Source organism: Flavobacterium branchiarum (assembly GCF_030409845.1).
Classification (GTDB): Bacteria; Bacteroidota; Bacteroidia; order Flavobacteriales; family Flavobacteriaceae; genus Flavobacterium; species Flavobacterium branchiarum.
Map to the genome: position 1 here is coordinate 2,247,876 of NZ_JAUFQQ010000005.1, position 17,286 is coordinate 2,265,161.

Sequence of the window (17,286 nt, forward strand, 5' to 3'; positions counted from 1 at the left end):
CAGTCTCAGTATTTAGTCTCAGTATTTAGTCTCGGTTTTCAGTCGCAGTTTTCAGTATTTAGTCTCAGTATTTAGTCTCAGTATTCAGTCTCAGTATTCAGTCTCAGTATTCAGTATTCAGTCTCAGTATTCAGTCTCAGTATTCAGTCTCAGTATTCAGTTTGAGTTTTCAAGTTCTCTGCTGTCACTGCTGAGGATTACTGCAAACTGAAGAAGCTAAGAAGTCTAAGTATGTCTAAAAATCTAAGAAGTCTAAATAAGGCAAATCACAAAATTTGTTCTATTCTCATCGGTTTGATAACTTAAGTAGCCACCGTGAGCTTCAATAATATTCTTTGAAAGTGTCAGACCGATACCAGCCCCTTCTTTTCGGGTTGTGAAAAATGGAAGGAATATTTTATTTCTTATTTCAGGATCAATTCCTTTTCCGGTATCGGAAATTGTAATGAAAAAACGATTGTTCTCTGTTAATGCTGATAAGAATATTTTTTTCTCCTGTCTTTCTTTTAAAGCAAAAATACTATTGGTAATCAAGTTGATGATTACTTGCTCCATCTGACTTTTATCAATCAGAATATTACGGGAACTGTCGATATCGTTTATTAATTCAATTCCTTGTTCTTTTAAAATTGGTGACATGATTTTTATGCAATCGCCAAAAAGAGAATTGATAGATGTAGGCAGTTTGTTTGGAGTAGGTAACATGGTTAGTTTTCGGTAGTTTTCTACGAATACTTGTAAATGATCGCTTCGGTTTATGATAGTAGATATGCTATTTTTAATATCGTCAAAGTCGTCCTCTTCTAGTTTTTCTTGACCGATTATTTGAAGTAAATTTTGCGAGAGTGAGCGAATCGGAGTTAAAGAATTCATCAACTCATGAGATATAACTTTCATTAAAGTAATCCAAGCTTCTTTTTCTTTTTTGTCAATAACACGCTGAATGCTATCTAGTAAAATGATATAGTATTCTTTGTTTAATGATTTTGTGAGCGAAGTTTGTAGCGTGAAAGTTTGCAAATCTTGTTGTTCAATTTTGACACTAATTGCTGTTTTTATTTCGCTAAAATGAGTACTCTCAATCTCATCACAAAGTGATGGAAGGTGATTTTTAAGGTAATTCCAATGACTTACTTTAGGGACATTAAACAAGGAGGAGAAATAATCATTCATCAGGAAAATGTTCCAATCGTTGTTGTCTCTTTCTAGAATCAAAGTAGCGGTATCTATATTGTTTAAAATAGAGCGATAAATCAATTCCTTTGAAGTTTGTTCCTGTTGTTTTTCTTTTAAAGTAGAGTATAAAAGAGCGAGATTTTTAAAACTACCTTTTTTTTCTTCTTCAGGAAAATTAGTTGAATAATCATTTTGAAGAATAGAAAGGATTGTCTTGTCGTAAAAATTAGTCTTTGCTTTGATAAAAGAATACATTTCTATCAAAGCAATAATAAGCGCAACAGCTACCAAAATGCTGTTATAGTAGAATTCTTTTTGTACAAGATATAACGATGCAAAAAGGATTATTATAACAATAAAAACCCGTAAAAATAAGAGATTGTAAAATTTCCAGTTTTTCATTATTCGATATTTTTTAAACCATATTTTTCAATTCTTCGGTAGAGAGAAGCTCTTGATAATCCTAATTCTTCGGCAGTTTTACTAATGTTTCTGTTGTTCTTAAGTAAAGATTTTTCAATAGCATTTTTCTCCATTTCAGATAAAGGATTTTCGTCATCAATCAAGAATTCATCAAAATCAAGAATGTCTAAATCATTTACAGTAATAATATTATTTTCGGATAGTATTAAGGCTCTTTCTATTTTGTTTTCCATTTCTCGGACATTTCCCTTCCAAGGATAATTCTCTAGATGTTTAGCAATATTAGTGTCGAAAACAATATCGGGTTGATTGTATTTCTCTTTAATTTCATTAAGAAGATGCTCGGCCATTGGTGCGATATCATCTTTTCGTTCACGCAAAGCCGGCAAGGTAATTTCCATTGTATTAATTCGATACAATAAATCTTCACGAAATGTTTTGTCGTTTACTTCGGCTTTTATGTCGCTATTAGTTGCGGCTATTATGCGCACGTTTAAAGGTCTGACTTTACTTTCACCTAAGCGAATAACCGATTTGGTTTGTAAAACATGTAATAGTTTTGCTTGTAGATGCAAAGGGATGTTTCCTATTTCGTCAAGAAAAATAGTTCCGTCAGAAGCAGTTTCAAATCGTCCAGGAGTATCTGTTTGGGCATCTGTAAATGCACCTTTGGCATAGCCAAATAGTTCGCTTTCGAATAAATTATCACTTAACGAACCTAAATCAACATGGACGAATGGCTTATCTTTTCGTTGTGAATTTTGATGTATATGCTGTGCGAAAACAAATTTACCAGTTCCGTTTTCTCCTAAAATAAGCACATTAGCATCCGTTTTTGCAACTTTATCAGCAATTGTATAGGCTCGTTTTATTTTATCAGAAGATCCAGTGAAATACTTTTTTTCTTCTGGTTTTACTAGTTGCTTCTTTGATTTTTTTCGACTTTCATTTACTGCATTGTCAATTGTTGTCAGTAGTTTTTCGTTGTTCCAAGGTTTTAAAACATAATCAAAAGCACCTATTTTTATGCCTTCTACAGCAGTTTCAATCTTTCCGAAACCAGTCATTAAGATAACAACTGTTTGCGGTGATAATAGTTTGATTTCTTTAAGCCAATGAATTCCTTCGCGTCCATCTTCAAAACCAATGCGATAGTTCATGTCTAATAAAACCACATCAATTGGGTTTTCGGATAACAGCGAGATGATTTTTTTTGGGTCATTCGTCGTAAAAATGGATTCAAACTGTTTTTTCAAGATCATTTTTACCGAAAAAAGAATTTCTTCCTGATCATCGACAACTAATATATTGGCTTGTTTTTTTCGCATGGTATGTTATTTTGTTCGGTTGTGAACGGTCAACTGTTCATTATCGAACAGTAAGTTTTTTTGTAAATTCAAAATGGCTATGCAAATCAAGGCTTTACAAAACATAATTCTTTTGGCACAGTATTTACCTATTGGTAATCAGTAAACTATTAAACAACATGGACAAAGTAATTCCTCGTAAAAGTAAAAAAATTAGGTATCTGGCAATAGGAATCAGTGCTTTTTTAGCATTAGCAGTAATAGTCTTTTTTTCTTTTAACAAAAAAAGAAGCCTCAATGTTAAGGAAGGTGAATTGATTGTAAAAACTGTTGAAAGAGATTTCTTCGAAGATTTTATGGTCTTTCAAGCAAAAGTGGAGCCTTTAAATGTTATGTTGGTTAACGTAACCGAAGGTGGATCTGTTAAAGAAATATTTGTTGAAAATGGAGCAACAGTTACGAAAGGGCAATCACTGGCTCGATTGTATAATCCAAACACGGAACTTAATTACCTTACACAAGAAACAGCAATTATTGAGCAGATTAATAATCTGAATACAGGGAAATTGAATATCAGAAATCAAGAATTGAACTTGACAAAAGATTTAGTTTCTATCGAACATGATTATAATGATGCAAAGCGTTTGTACGATATGAATTCGAAATTATATGAAAAGGACGTGATTTCTAGAAATGATTGGAATGCATTTAAGGAAAGTTTACGTTTTCAGGATGAACGAAGAAAAACAATTCAGCAAAGCATTCAGAAAGAGAAGCAAACAAATCAATTACAGATTTCACAAATCAATCGTTCGATTCAAACAATGGAAATGAGTTTGGATATTTTGAGAAATAATAAAAAGAACTTCTTAATAACAGCACCAGAATCAGGAAGGTTAACTTCATTTCAGCCTGTTTTAGGAAAGACTTTTCAAGCAGGAGAAAGTATTGGTAGAATAGATTCTAGACAAGGTTATAAATTGGTAGCAGAAGTAGATGAATTTTATTTAGAAAAAATGCGCGAAGGGCTAAAAGGACAAGTCGATTATCAAGGAAAAACTTTAGAGGTAATTGTGACAAAAGTAATTCCAGAGGTTAAAAGTGGTCATTTTTCGGTTGAATTAAATTTCGTTTCTAAAGATCAAATTGCTTTGCAGGATGGATTAAGTTTTGGAATAAAATTAATTTTATCAGAAAGAAATAAAATTCTTGTTTTGCAAAAAGGAAGCTTTAATCAGGAAACAGCAGGAAAATGGATTTTTGTTGTAAATGGGAATAAAGCGGAGAGAAGAGCAATTAAATTGGGTAGAGAAAATCCTTCGTATTATGAAGTTTTAAGCGGATTAAAAGAAGGTGATAAAGTAATAACTTCTTCTTATTCGGATTATAAGGATATAGAGGAGCTTTCAATAAAAAAATAAGTAATAAAAATAGCGTTCAATCATCAATCAAAAAACACAATCAACACAACTAATTATTTTAAAAAATATGATAACAATACAAGATTTAACCAGGGTTTTTAGAACAGAAGAAGTAGAAACAGCAGCATTAAGCGGGATTAATTTGAAAATAAAAAAAGGAGATTTTTTAACTATCATGGGACCTTCGGGCTGTGGGAAGTCTACTTTGTTGAACATAATCGGGCTTTTGGATAGTGCAAGTGGTGGTAGTTATAAACTATTAGATAACGAAATGATTGGTCTTAAAGAGAAAGGAAGAGCTGCTGTTCGTAAAGAAAATATTGGATTTATTTTTCAAAACTTCAACCTGATTGATGAGCTTTCAGTTTATGATAATATAGAGTTGCCTTTAATTTATAATAATGTGAAGTCATCTGATAGAAAACAAAAGGTGGAAGCGATTGCAGAGAAGTTGAATATCTCTCATCGGTTAAAGCATTTTCCGCAACAACTTTCAGGAGGACAACAACAACGCGTTGCAGTTGCTAGAGCTTTAGTAAATGATCCTAAGATAATTTTGGCCGATGAGCCAACAGGGAATTTAGATAGTAAAAATGGTAATGAAGTTATGGAACTTTTAACTGATTTGCATGCCAAAGGAGCAACAATACTTATGGTGACGCATTCAGATTACGACGCTTCTTTTTCGCAAAAAACAATCCACATGAAAGATGGGGTTATTTTTTCGGAAAGATTAAATCAAAGAAATGTAGATGTTTTTAAAGTATAGAAATCGTGATAAAATTAATAACAATGGTAATTATAGTAGTGCTAGAATTTTGTAAAACGTTGTTTTTATAAATTTTTGTAGACTAATCAATCAAAGAATCAATCAAACTAAATCATAAATAACAAAAATGATACTTAACTGGATAAAAATATTTGTTTACCATTTAAAGCAAAACAAACTGTTTTCGTTTTTAAATGTATTAGGATTAAGCATAGGAATTGCAGGAGTTATTTTTGCAATACTATACTGGAATAATGAGAATTCATATGATCAATGGAATCCAGAAAAGGAGAATGTATTTCAAGTTCTTAATAAGTTAGGTGCAACTGGTGACATTTGGGCTTCTAGTTCTATTCCGTTTGGGAAAACCTGTAAGGCTACAATTCCAGAAATCGAATCGATCTGTTTCTTTGATGGCTGGTATTATGAAGACATACTTAAATATGAGAATCAAAAATGGATGGGAAAAAAAATTATAGTTGCTGATTATGATTTTTTTGATGCCTTTCCGTTTCCGATTATCAAAGGAGCTAAGAAAGATATCCTGAAAGAAAAAAATAGTGTTGCAATTTCAGAAGATGAGGCTAAAGTAGTTTTCAAGAATGAAGATCCAATTGGGAAAACGATTACTAATGATGGTAAAATTTTTATCGTAAAAGCTGTTTATAAAATCATTAGACCGTCTTCTATTGAGCCTAATTATGTTTTTGGAGGCCTTTTGAAAGAACATGACATGGATAGTTGGGGAAACTTCAACTATACATTGTGCGTAAAGTTGAAAAAGGGTGCCGACGCCGGAAGTGTTTTAAAGAAAATGCAAAATGTAAATTTTGTAAATCGAACACTAAAAGATGCTAAAGAAAGCGGGCAGACAGTTGAGCAATATGTGAAAGAAAATGGAGAAACCGAAGTTATTCTAGACCAATTAAAAACGGCACGACTTCATGGTACAAAATCAAGTGCTCCAATGAATTTTCCTGAAGGGAGAGGTAATCTTCAGTTATTGTATATAATGGTAGGTTTGTCTGTGCTTATTCTAGCGTTGTCTTTGGTGAACTATATTAATTTGGCAACAGCATCTGCAATTAAAAGAGCCAAAGAAGTTGGAGTCCGAAAAATTGTTGGAGCAAATAAATCTCAAATCGTATTACAGTTTATATTCGAAACAGCCATAATTGTTGTTTTGGCTATTCTTTTTGCTTTAGCAATAGTAGAATTGTCTTTGCCGTTTTATAATGACTTTTTGGGTAAAAACTTGACGATGAACGGTAGTGAGTTTTATTTAGAAATTATTATGATTTTTGTATTGGTAATACTTCTTGCTGGTATATTTCCAGCGATTTATATTTCAAATTTTGAAACCCTAAAAGTTTTAAAGGGAAATTTTTCAAGAAGTAAAAGTGGGATATGGGTACGAAATGCAATGCTTGTTTTTCAGTTTGTTATCGCAACCTTTTTTATTGTTGGGGCGCTTATCGTTTATTTTCAGGTTAATTACATGATGAATAAAGATTTAGGTTTTAGCGGAGATCAAGTTATTAGTGTTTCGTTTAATTATCAAGACCGTGATAGACGATTAGAGAAGTATTTTACGACCAAACAAGAATTAATGAAAATGAATGGTGTGCAAAACGTTTCGACCTTTGCAGGTAGTTTTGGTAATGGGACGAATTCTAGTTCTGGATTTACACATAACGGTATTTTTGTGCAACCAAGAAATATCGAAATGGATTTTGGTTTTCTTGAAATGATGAAAATTAAAATACTGAAAGGTAGGGATTTGTCATCTCAATACGCATCTGATACAATAAGCAATTGGTTGATAAACGAAACTTGTGCTAAGGCTTTAAATCTTAAAAATCCGATAAACACAATCATTAGTTCTGGTTGGGGAAATAGTGAAGGGAATATGAAATTTAAAATTGTGGGTGTAGTAAAAGATTTTCATGTTAGTGGGCTTCAAAGTAAAGTTCCGCCCATGATTTTTGTTAGCGTTAAAACCCTAAAATGGAATAACTTTGATAACATATATATAAAAGTTTCACCAGAAAACCTGACTGAAACGCTAGCTTCATTAGAGGCTTATTGGAAAAAGAATGTTAATTCTGATTATCCTTTTAATTATCAATTTGTAGATAAAACATTTGCAAAAACATATAAGGAACAGGTTAAGCAAAAGAATTTGTTCTTTGTACTTAATGTTATTGTGATTGTAATTGCTATTTTTGGATTGTTTGCTTTGGCATCTTTTTCGATGGAAAGAAGGTTGAAAGAAATCGCAATAAGAAAGACTCTCGGTGCAGAAACCGATGCTTTGCTTAGAGAATTGTCAAAACAATATATAGGTTTTTGTTTATTGGGTTTTGTAGTTGGTATATTTCCTGCCTATTTCTTTCTTAGTAAATGGCTAGAGAATTTTGCTTTTAGAATTGATGTTCCTATTTTACCGTTTATCGTTGCATTAATTGTATTACTTCTTTTAACTTTGCTAATTGTTTTGGCAAAAGCATATCAAGTAACTAAAATAGATATTCTTAAATATCTTAAATACGAATAATTAATCTGAGCAATTAATTAGAATTGAGTTTTGGTTCCCAGACCCGACAGCATAATTGCTGGTCGGGTCTTTTTTTGGACCCATTAATTAAAAATAACTGGTGAAGTGTAGTTGTTTATCTGTTGTTTTGTTTTGAAAATCAGAGTGATGTGTAATTAGTTTATTGTTTTGTCAGGAAATAATAAAGAAGCTAAACTTTTGTCTCTATCGTATACGTCTTTGAAAAAACTGATTTCACCTTCGTTATTAACCCAAGCAGTAAAGTATCCAATGTAAACTGGTATTTTATCTTTTAGCATACAAACTGTTTCTTTTTCTCCACTCATGGCGTTATCAATACGATCAATAGGCCAATCTGGATTGCCTTTTAGGATAGTAACAGCAAGTTCTTTTGCCTTTTGAACATTTATACAACCGTGACTAAATGCTCTATCTTGAGCCAAGAATAAGCTTTTGGCTGGAGTGTCGTGCATGTAGATGTCATTTGGGTTTGGAAATAAAAATTTTACTAATCCCAAAGAATTGTTAGGACCTGGCTTTTGTCTGATAGTTCCATTGAACCACTCCATGTTGTGGTCTTTTAAATAATTCTTATCAGAAGCTATTAAAGATTTTAGCTCATTTTTGACAATACTCTGTGGAACTGTCCAATAAGGACTAAAGACGATTCGATCCATTTTACTACTAAAAATTACAGTCTTGTTAAGTCTAGATCCAACAAAAACATCCGAAACTAATGCATTAGCTCCATCTTTTACGTAATATAAACGGTAAGACGGAATGTTTACCATTACATACTCCTTTCCTTTTTCTAATTCTGCAGGAATCCATCGACAACGCTCCATATTAAGCATAATTGTTCTTATTCGGTCTTCGATAGGTTCGTTCATCTGACTTATCTGTTCTGCATCAATTTTGTAATTTAAAGCTAAGCCATATTTTCTTTTATAATTTAAAACAGCATCCATTAGTTCTTGGTCGTATACATTTCTTTTCGAGTCTTGTTTTATATCTCCAAGTACCAATAAGCGATGTCTGATTTGTCCAATGGCTTTAGAGCTGTCCAATGGTTTTAATACTTCTATTGATGGATCCATAGTTATTGGTTCCCAATCATTAGTTTTTTGAATTTGTCGGTATTTGTCCAAAACATCACGCAATTTATAATATTGACTAAATAGGCCTATTTTTCCTTTGTCTAATAACTTCGGATCAACCAATAGCGAGTCTAATAATTTGTCATAAGAAATGCTTTTTTTAGGTAAAAACCATCCTAAATCCTGAACTTTTTTAGCATCAAGTCCTTCATAGACTTTGTTAGTGTAAAAGACATATAATGAAGTTAATAATAATTCTGTATCAGATTGCGAAGGTTTGTTTGCTTCAGTTTCGTTAAAAATAAAATCAATTTGATCTCTGTAAGGTACAGTCGATTTTACTCCCTCTTTTTCAAGCATGTTTACTTTTTGGTATAGTAAGTGAGCAAATTCTATAAGTTCGCCATTTTCGAACCATATCATATTGTAGTTTCTAGTTTTATAAAGTTGATTTACATCAGATTGATAAGTGTTGAATTTTGGATAGTTTTTAAAGAAGGTGGTTATTGTAGCATTGTTGATTCCGAGGGGTATTGTACTACTATTCGTTTTCTTCTGAATAGTTTGAAATGATGGGTATTCATTGTATTTAATGTTTTTTTTGTTGGAGCTAAATGAAGTCAACGTAAAAGCCAACATGAGGATTGTGGATAATAAAGTAATTTTTCTCATAATTATTTGATTAAAACAGTACCGAGTTTAGAAATATTGATATTCAATGTCTTAATAAAGGTATGGAAAATTTGAATGCTATATTTAATAATATTATTTTTATATATTATTGAGTAGTTCTTTTGAGATCTGAAAAATCAAAACCTTCGTTGGTTGAATATTTTATCAATTTATCAAAAAATGATTTAGTAATAAGTTCAAACGATTAACGTATCAATAAATCCAATCTAAAACCATTTGAATAAGAACTCTTAATGAGTTATCTTTGTGATCCGAAATCGGTTTAAATTAATATAGTTTTTGAAGCGATTATTGTCAATAGAAAATAGCAAGTTAAAATGAAATTAGACAGAAAAGAAATTCTTAAAGCTTTAGAGACGATTACTATAGCTGGAGAAGGTAAGAATATGGTTGAAAGTGGAGCAGTTGCAAACGTTATTACATTTGGTGATGAGGTTGTAGTTGACTTAGTTTTACACACACCAGCTATGCACATAAAAAAACGTGCAGAGGACGATATTAAAAAGACAATTCATGATTTAGTTTCTGCAGATGCAAAAATTAAAGTAAATATTAAAGTTGAGACTCCTGAAAAGAACGAAATTAAAGGTCGTGCGATTCCGGGAATTAAAAATATTATTGCTGTAGCTTCAGGTAAAGGTGGAGTTGGTAAATCGACAGTAACGGCAAATTTAGCAGTTACATTAGCAAAGATGGGTTTTTCGGTTGGAGTTTTAGATGCTGATGTCTACGGTCCATCTATGCCAATTATGTTTGATGTTGAGTCAGAAAAACCAGTTTCGATTTTAGTTGACGGTAAGTCAAAAATGAAGCCTATTGAAAGTTATGAAGTTAAAATGCTTTCTATTGGTTTTTTTACAGCACCAAGTCAAGCAGTAATATGGAGAGGTCCAATGGCTTCTAAAGCTTTAAATCAAATGATTTTTGATGCAGATTGGGGAGAATTAGACTTTATGTTAATTGATTTACCTCCAGGAACAGGAGATATTCATCTTTCAATCATGCAATCACTTCCTATAACTGGAGCGGTTGTAGTAAGTACACCTCAAGCAGTAGCTTTAGCAGATGCGAAAAAAGGAGTTTCAATGTTTATGCAAGATAATATCAATGTACCAGTTTTGGGTATTATAGAAAATATGGCATATTTTACACCAGAGGAATTACCTGATAATAAATATTATATCTTTGGAAAAGAAGGAGCTAAGAATTTAGCAGAAGATCTAGACGTTCCTTTCTTAGGAGAAGTTCCAATTGTACAGTCTATTCGTGAGGCTGGTGATTATGGACGTCCTGCAGCGCTACAAACGGGATCAGCAATTGAAACTGTTTTTGAAGAAATTACTAGAAACGTAGTGCAAGAAGTGGTAAGTCGTAATGAAGGTTTACCAGCAACAGAAGCGATAAAAATCACAACAATGGCAGGATGTTCTGCAGTAAAGAAAAATTAGATAATTGAGATAAATAGAAAATTAGATAATAGAATGTTCGGGAGGTTTTAAATTTTCCACTTGTTCCGCTATCTAATTTTCTACTACTCTAATTGAATATAAAAAAATATGACAACAGAAGAATTAACAAATAATGTTTTAAGAGCTTTAGATGAAATCAGACCATTCCTGAATTCTGATGGTGGGGATATAACATTGGTTTCTATAGAAGATGATAAGCATGTTAAGGTTCGTTTAGAAGGAGCTTGTACAAGTTGTAGTGTAAATCAAATGACTCTTAAAGCAGGGGTTGAAACTACTATTAAAAAGTTTGCTCCACAGATAGAAACGGTGGTAAATGTTATGTAATTGCTGTAGCTTCTGTGGTTAGAATGATTTTTATTTTTTGAGTTTTCTTGTGAAATTACTAGAGCTTGCCTGAATATTTTAGCATTTACTTATGGTTTTTTAATAGCTAGTGTTTTTTATGTAAAATTTAGCGTATTTATAGTTTAACGCTATGCTTATTAATAAGAAAATAATGTTTAAATTGTGAAATAATCATTTTAATAACAGATTAAATTAATTTTGGCAGAAAAAAGTGTTAAGAATTAGGGGTTTTTTAGTGGTATTTAGTAAAAATTTAACTTAAATTTGCGCTATAACCTCAAACCACACGATTACTATGAACAATTTTTTTAAGCTAATAATTTTATTAATTTTTACTTCTTCAACTTACGCGCAAAAAATCAGTGAAAACCTATATGTTGACAAAGCTTGGGTCAATGAATATGAAGAATGGTCGGATTTTAAATTTTCTGGTCAGATAATAATTTCACCTACAGCTGAACCTAACGAAGCTAGTTTTAGAATTACTAGCTATGATTTTTTGTTTAATCTCTCAGAGGGAAGAGCCAAATTTAGAAACAAGCAAAGCTATACAAGTGCAGAGTTTTCTCATCCTCGAAAAATAAGATCAACAACAGATAAACAGGGTATTGTTAATGCTACTTATGAAGGTACTCTTGTTTTTCAAAATGGAAATGATTATTTTTCGGTTGTTGCTTTAGCTACAATACTTGATAAAGGCAATATTATAGGATTAAAAATGCAGTTAAAGGATAATTCAAGAGAATATGCGTTTTCTTTTAAACCTAGCAATTAGTATTTTGAAAAGATAATGTATTTTTGTTTTCTTAAAATGCGTTAATAATCAAAATTCTGATAATTTAAAAATGGATGTATTAATAAAGATCAAAGATAGAGAAGGAGTTGTTCATGAACTTCAGGCTCCAACTGATATGGCAATGAATGTAATGGAGCTGTGTAAGGCTTATGAGCTTCCTGTAGAAGGGACTTGTGGCGGCATGGCGATGTGTGCATCTTGTCAGTGCTATGTATTAAATGATGTAGAATTGCCAGAAATGGGAGATGAAGAGGAAGCGATGCTTTCAGAAGCTTTTTATGTTAAGCCTAATAGTCGTTTGGGATGTCAAATTCCAATAACTGAAAGTTTAGAAGGTTTAGAGTTAGAATTAGCTCCAGAATATTAAAAAATAAGTAGAAGGCGAGAAAATTTTTTCTCGCCTTTTTAATTTATTGCAAGTTTAGCTTTAGCTAATATACGCTCTACAAATAAGGAGTATGCTAATTCTGATGGATGTAATCCGTCTTGAGTAACCAAATTTGGATTGGTTAGTCCTCGTCGTGAAATGTCGGTTATATTTACAAATTGGATGTTGTTATCTTTGCAATAGCTTTCTGCAAAAGCATTGTATTTGTCTATTTCTGCTGTGATTTTTTTGTTATCATACATAGGTGATTGACCGAAAGGAGTGTAAGCATAGTCGGGTATGGAAATAACTATAACATTCGATTTTTTTTCTTTAGCTAAGGTAATGGCTTTGTTTACTAATTCAGGAAATTCCTTTTCGTATACAGAAAAGGAGGTGTTTTGAAATTGATTATTAACACCTATCAGTAGCGTTACTAAATCATAATTTGCGTTTAAATTCTCCGTTTTAATGGCTGATAATAAATTGGAGGTTGTCCAACCTGTTTTTGCTATTATTTTTAGTAAAAAAGAGGTTGTTGGGTGTTTATTTGATAGGGTGCGCTGTAATTGTTCAGGATAGTTGCAAGTTTTGCATACACTTTGACCAATAGTATAGCTATCGCCAAGGGCTAAATAGTTTATTGTTTTTGAAACCAGCGGTGGTGGAGTGGTAACAGAGGGGAGAATATTTGTAGTTACTTTAGGTGTTTCGTTTTCAGAATCACAGTTAATTGTAAAAGTCACAAATAAAAACGTAAGTATTATTTTGAATCCAATTTTCATAATATGATTATTAAGATTTTGTGGTTTTCTTAATAATACTTACGCTTAAAATACTACTTTGGTTTTATGCCATTTCGATTTTTATGCTAATTTCCTCTTCAATAGCATTCCATAATCCGATTCTTTTCTCAAGAGAGAGGATGGATATTTCTTGAACTTCTGACCATTTTTTCGGATCGTTTTCACATAAATCAGTAATCATTTTCATTGCCATAGGACCATGTTCATCTGCGTCAAGTTCTATATGTCTTTCAAAATAATATATAAGTTTGCTTAAATCTGTGTCAGGAAAGTTTTCTTGGAAATTTTTTAAAATCGCAGTAAACATATTTGGGATCAAATCTTCTCTTCCAAAGGTAAAAGCGGCAGCGATTTCATGTGGTTTGCCTTCTTCAATCACTCTAAAAGTAAAGTCTAAGAAAGCTTTGATATTAGGGTGCAATTGGCTTTGTTTTATTGCAACAAAGATGTTTTGTAGTGAGTTTATTTCATTTAAAAATGCTTCGATATTTTTTGTGCTTGCGCCACAATCTTCCATCGCTTCAAGGTACATTTCGTAATGACTAAGGTGACGGCCATCAATACTTAAATCTGTTTCTTCAGCTAAAACAATTTCATTAATCAAGTATCTTGTTTCAGGGTTTTTGCTGGCGAACCAAGGTGTTGTTGTACAAGTCAGTTTTGATTGTAATGCTTTTAGTAATGACATGAAATCCCAAACGGCATATACATGAGTTTCTAAAAAGCAATGTAAGTCATCAATGCTTTGAATTTTTTTATATAAAGGATGTTGTAGTAGTAGGTCTTTTTGAGGTTGAATGCTATTGTTTATAGTCTCAATATTCATGCTGAAAATTTTTTTTACAAATATAAAAAAGCTTCTTGTTCCCAAGAAGCTTTTGAATTATTTTTATATATTTTTTAATAGATGAATTCTATTTAAAAGCTGGAATCCCAGTAATATCCATTCCCGTAATCAATAAATGGATATCATGAGTTCCTTCGTAAGTGATAACACTTTCTAGGTTCATCATGTGACGCATGATTGAGTATTCGCCAGTAATTCCCATTCCGCCTAATATTTGTCTTGCTTCACGAGCGATGTTTATTGCCATGTCGACATTGTTTCTTTTTGCCATCGAAATTTGAGCCGTTGTAGCTCTCCCTTCGTTTCTTAAAACTCCTAAACGCCAAGTTAATAATTGTGCTTTTGTGATTTCAGTAATCATCTCGGCTAATTTTTTTTGTTGCAATTGTGTCCCTGCAATAGGTTTGTCAAATTGAACTCTTTCTTTAGCATATCTTAGCGCAGTGTCATAACAATCCATTGCGGCACCAATTGCACCCCAAGCGATTCCGTAACGAGCCGAATCTAAGCAACCTAAAGGAGCTCCTAATCCAGATTTATTTGGTAATAGGTTTTCTTTAGGAATTTTTACATTGTCAAAGATTAATTCTCCAGTAGATGATGCACGCAGTGACCATTTATTGTGAGTTTCTGGCGTTGTAAATCCTTCCATTCCACGTTCAACAATCAAACCATGTATTCTGCCTTCCTCATTTTTGGCCCAAACTACAGCGATATCAGCAAATGGTGCATTTGATATCCACATTTTTGCTCCGTTCAATAAGTAATGGTCTCCCATGTCTTTGAAGTTGGTAATCATACTTCCAGGATCAGAACCATGATTAGGCTCTGTTAATCCAAAACAACCAATAAATTCACCTGTGGCAAGTTTAGGTAAGTATTTCATTCTTTGTTCTTCATTTCCATATTTCCAAATAGGATACATTACTAATGAAGATTGAACAGATGAAGTTGAGCGAACACCTGAATCACCACGTTCAATTTCTTGCATAATTAAGCCGTAAGAAATTTGATCTAGTCCTGCTCCACCATATTCAACAGGTATATAAGGGCCAAAACCTCCTATTTCTCCTAAACCTTTTATGATTTGTTTTGGAAATTCTGCTTTTTGAGCAAACTCTTCAATAATAGGAGATACTTCTCTTTTTACCCAAGCTCGGGCTGAATCTCTTACGAGTTTATGTTCGTCGCTTAATAAGTCATCTAGGTTATAATAATCTGGTGCTTGAAATAGGTCTGGTCTCATAATTTAAGTTTTTTTCAAAAACAAATTTACACAATATAAATATAACAAAACAAAAGTAAATTGTTATATTTTTTAAGGATTTGAAAATAATAATCAGAATAAAATTGTGATTGTTTTACATTTTCTGGTGTAAATTATTATTTGCTTATTGGTATTATTGCACTAAATTTGGGATAATTCAAAACTAAAAAGTTAATGAAATTTGTTAAATGCTTCCTGTTTCTTTTTATTACAAGTGCAGTTTTTTCTCAGGAAAATTCGGATCTAAGCAGTAAAGAATATGATGTTTTACAGGATAAAGTGAGATCGTATTCTAACTCTAATACTGATAGTGCTTTTGTGTATGTAAATAAAATAGAAAAATCCGATAATTATTTGCATAAAGGCTTTGCAAGTGGAGCGAAAGCCTATTTGTTTCAAATTAATGGAGATAGTACTGAATCAAATCGCTGTTATCAACAGGCCTTTGTGTTTTTAGGAAAAGTAAAGCCGTCAAGAGAAAAGAATATATTGAATAGCGATTTGTTAAATTATGGTGGACTTATAGATTGGAGAAAAAATAATCTAAAAGCCGCTTTTGATAAATTCGAAAAAGGATTAGGAATTGTTAATAAGGAGAATGATTTGATACGAATGGTCAAATTCTACATGAATATTTCCTTAATTAATGTTGAGGTAGGGAATTATAAAGCAGCGATACTATCTCTCAAAAAGTCAGATAAAGTAACCGATAAGATCAAATATTCATTTTCGGATGAAAAATATACTAACTACAAGAGTAATATTAATTTTAATTTAGGGAGGGCTTTTGAGAAAGCTTACGGTGAAAACAATTCAAATTCTAAGTTTTTAGATTCTGCACAATATTATTATACCAAGGCAATTTTGTATTCTAAAAATTATATAAGTACAAGGTTGAACTCCAAGATGAGTTTAGGGAATATTTATTATATGAAAAAAGATTTCCCTAATGCCGAGAAGGTGTATTATGATGTTTTGTTATATAGTAAAGAAAACAATTTGCAAGCAGAGCTTTTTATTGCTAGTTACAATTTAGGAAGTTTGTTTTTTAATCTAAAAGATTACGACAAATCCTTGTATTTTTTTAAAAAAGTTGATTCAATTTATCAAATGAATAAGGTTAATGATTTGTACTACACAACCTGCAATTATTATCTGGCTAAGATTTATACCATCAAAGATGATCCTCGGGAGGCTTTGAAATATTCGGATAAATATTTTGATAAATTTGAACAAATTCAATCAAAACTTGATAGTGAAGTTCAGGAAGTTAATTTCCGACTTGGTAATGTGAATATTAAAAAAGACATGGAGGAGCTTCAAGCTGAAAACTTGAATAAAATTCGAATTTGGAATCTGATTATTTATGCTTTTATAGCTGTATTGCTAATGTTGGTTTTTTTGTATATAAAGAGTAGTAAGAAAAAAAGAGAAACAAACAAGAAGGTTAATGCTTTAATTGAAGAGTATAAGTTAAAGTTGGAATCTAATGATGTGCCAACTAAAAGTGCAAATGTCGAGGACGTAGTTGCGGAGAACACTCCAAAAATGACTCCAAAAATGAATTTAGACCTAGAGAAGGAAGAGGAAATAGTTGAAAAATTAAAGCAGTTAGAAAAAAAGCATTTTTATTTAAATTCTGATTTTACGCTGCAACTTGTCGCTAAAAAAATTAAAACAAACACGAGTTATTTATCATATGTTGTTAATAAGAGATTTGGTAAGACTTTTAGTGAATATTCAAATGAATTAAAGATTAATTATGTTATCAATGAATTAATAACTAATTCCAAATACCGAAAATATTCAACTCAGGCGCTAGCCGAAAGTGTCGGTTTTAAAAATGCTATTTCTTTTACAAAATCATTTAGTAAAAGGACAGGTGTTACGCCTACTCAGTTTAGTAAAAAGCTAGAGGCTACAAAATTTTAGGAAAATAAAAT

Annotated in this window: 14 protein-coding genes; 8 read left to right on the forward strand and 6 right to left on the reverse strand. The window is 31.8% G+C overall.

Translation table 11 applies throughout. The features are described from left to right. Nucleotides 1-252: 252 nt before the first annotated feature. Both QWY99_RS21705 and QWY99_RS21710 read right to left on the reverse strand, forming a co-directional pair. Nucleotides 253-1,578 (reverse strand): sensor histidine kinase, encoded by a 1,326-nt coding sequence (locus QWY99_RS21705; protein WP_290268070.1) that lies wholly within the window; start codon nucleotides 1,576-1,578, stop codon nucleotides 253-255. After that, on the reverse strand, nucleotides 1,578-2,927 hold the full coding sequence (locus QWY99_RS21710; RefSeq protein ID WP_290268072.1) for a sigma-54-dependent transcriptional regulator: 1,350 nt from the start codon (nucleotides 2,925-2,927) through the stop codon (nucleotides 1,578-1,580). The genes QWY99_RS21705 and QWY99_RS21710 overlap by 1 nt, the downstream gene beginning before the upstream one ends. Before the next feature lie 158 nt (nucleotides 2,928-3,085). On the opposite strand from QWY99_RS21710, the gene QWY99_RS21715 reads away from it, so the two are divergent. From QWY99_RS21715 to QWY99_RS21725, 3 genes are all read left to right on the forward strand, one after another. Then, a complete protein-coding gene (locus tag QWY99_RS21715; protein WP_290268074.1) occupies nucleotides 3,086-4,327 on the forward strand; it encodes an efflux RND transporter periplasmic adaptor subunit in 1,242 nt (413 codons plus the stop codon). A 67-nt stretch (nucleotides 4,328-4,394) separates the two neighbouring features. Further along, entirely contained in the window at nucleotides 4,395-5,096 is a 702-nt protein-coding gene (locus QWY99_RS21720) for an ABC transporter ATP-binding protein (protein ID WP_290268077.1), read from the forward strand. A gap of 127 nt (nucleotides 5,097-5,223) precedes the next feature. Then, nucleotides 5,224-7,653, forward strand: coding sequence for an ABC transporter permease (locus QWY99_RS21725; protein WP_290268079.1), 2,430 nt, complete (start codon nucleotides 5,224-5,226; stop codon nucleotides 7,651-7,653). Nucleotides 7,654-7,808: 155 nt separating this feature from the next. Here QWY99_RS21725 and QWY99_RS21730 read toward each other — a convergent pair whose 3' ends face one another. Continuing rightward, on the reverse strand, nucleotides 7,809-9,422 hold the full coding sequence (locus QWY99_RS21730) for a L,D-transpeptidase family protein (protein WP_290268081.1): 1,614 nt from the start codon (nucleotides 9,420-9,422) through the stop codon (nucleotides 7,809-7,811). A gap of 338 nt (nucleotides 9,423-9,760) precedes the next feature. On the opposite strand from QWY99_RS21730, the gene QWY99_RS21735 reads away from it, so the two are divergent. The 4 genes from QWY99_RS21735 (at nucleotide 9,761) to QWY99_RS21750 (ending at nucleotide 12,423) form a co-directional block, all read left to right on the forward strand. Next, nucleotides 9,761-10,891, forward strand: coding sequence for an Mrp/NBP35 family ATP-binding protein (locus tag QWY99_RS21735; protein WP_290268083.1), 1,131 nt, complete (start codon nucleotides 9,761-9,763; stop codon nucleotides 10,889-10,891). A 108-nt stretch (nucleotides 10,892-10,999) separates the two neighbouring features. After that, on the forward strand, nucleotides 11,000-11,239 hold the full coding sequence (locus QWY99_RS21740) for a NifU family protein (protein WP_290268085.1): 240 nt from the start codon (nucleotides 11,000-11,002) through the stop codon (nucleotides 11,237-11,239). Between the two features lie 316 nt (nucleotides 11,240-11,555). After that, a complete protein-coding gene (locus QWY99_RS21745; protein ID WP_290268087.1) occupies nucleotides 11,556-12,035 on the forward strand; it encodes a hypothetical protein in 480 nt (159 codons plus the stop codon). A 70-nt stretch (nucleotides 12,036-12,105) separates the two neighbouring features. Next, nucleotides 12,106-12,423, forward strand: a complete 318-nt coding sequence (locus tag QWY99_RS21750; protein ID WP_129540061.1) for a 2Fe-2S iron-sulfur cluster-binding family protein — start codon at nucleotides 12,106-12,108, stop codon at nucleotides 12,421-12,423. 38 nt (nucleotides 12,424-12,461) lie between these two features. Here the strand turns inward: QWY99_RS21750 and QWY99_RS21755 are convergent, their stop codons facing one another. The 3 genes from QWY99_RS21755 to QWY99_RS21765 all read right to left on the reverse strand — a co-directional run bounded on the left by QWY99_RS21755 (nucleotide 12,462) and on the right by QWY99_RS21765 (nucleotide 15,322). Next, nucleotides 12,462-13,208 carry an SGNH/GDSL hydrolase family protein gene (locus tag QWY99_RS21755; protein ID WP_290268090.1) on the reverse strand — a complete coding sequence of 249 codons (747 nt, stop codon included), beginning with the start codon at nucleotides 13,206-13,208 and terminating at the stop codon, nucleotides 12,462-12,464. Nucleotides 13,209-13,272: 64 nt separating this feature from the next. Continuing rightward, the gene (locus QWY99_RS21760; protein ID WP_290268092.1) at nucleotides 13,273-14,055 is read right to left on the reverse strand and encodes a DUF3050 domain-containing protein; all 783 of its coding nucleotides are present in this window, start codon (nucleotides 14,053-14,055) and stop codon (nucleotides 13,273-13,275) included. Between the two features lie 88 nt (nucleotides 14,056-14,143). After that, complete coding sequence (locus tag QWY99_RS21765) at nucleotides 14,144-15,322, reverse strand: acyl-CoA dehydrogenase family protein (protein ID WP_290268095.1); 1,179 nt, start codon at nucleotides 15,320-15,322, stop codon at nucleotides 14,144-14,146. A 195-nt stretch (nucleotides 15,323-15,517) separates the two neighbouring features. Here QWY99_RS21765 and QWY99_RS21770 point away from each other — a divergent pair, with 195 nt between their 5' ends. After that, nucleotides 15,518-17,275 (forward strand): AraC family transcriptional regulator, encoded by a 1,758-nt coding sequence (locus tag QWY99_RS21770; protein ID WP_290268097.1) that lies wholly within the window; start codon nucleotides 15,518-15,520, stop codon nucleotides 17,273-17,275. Nucleotides 17,276-17,286 lie beyond the last annotated feature (11 nt).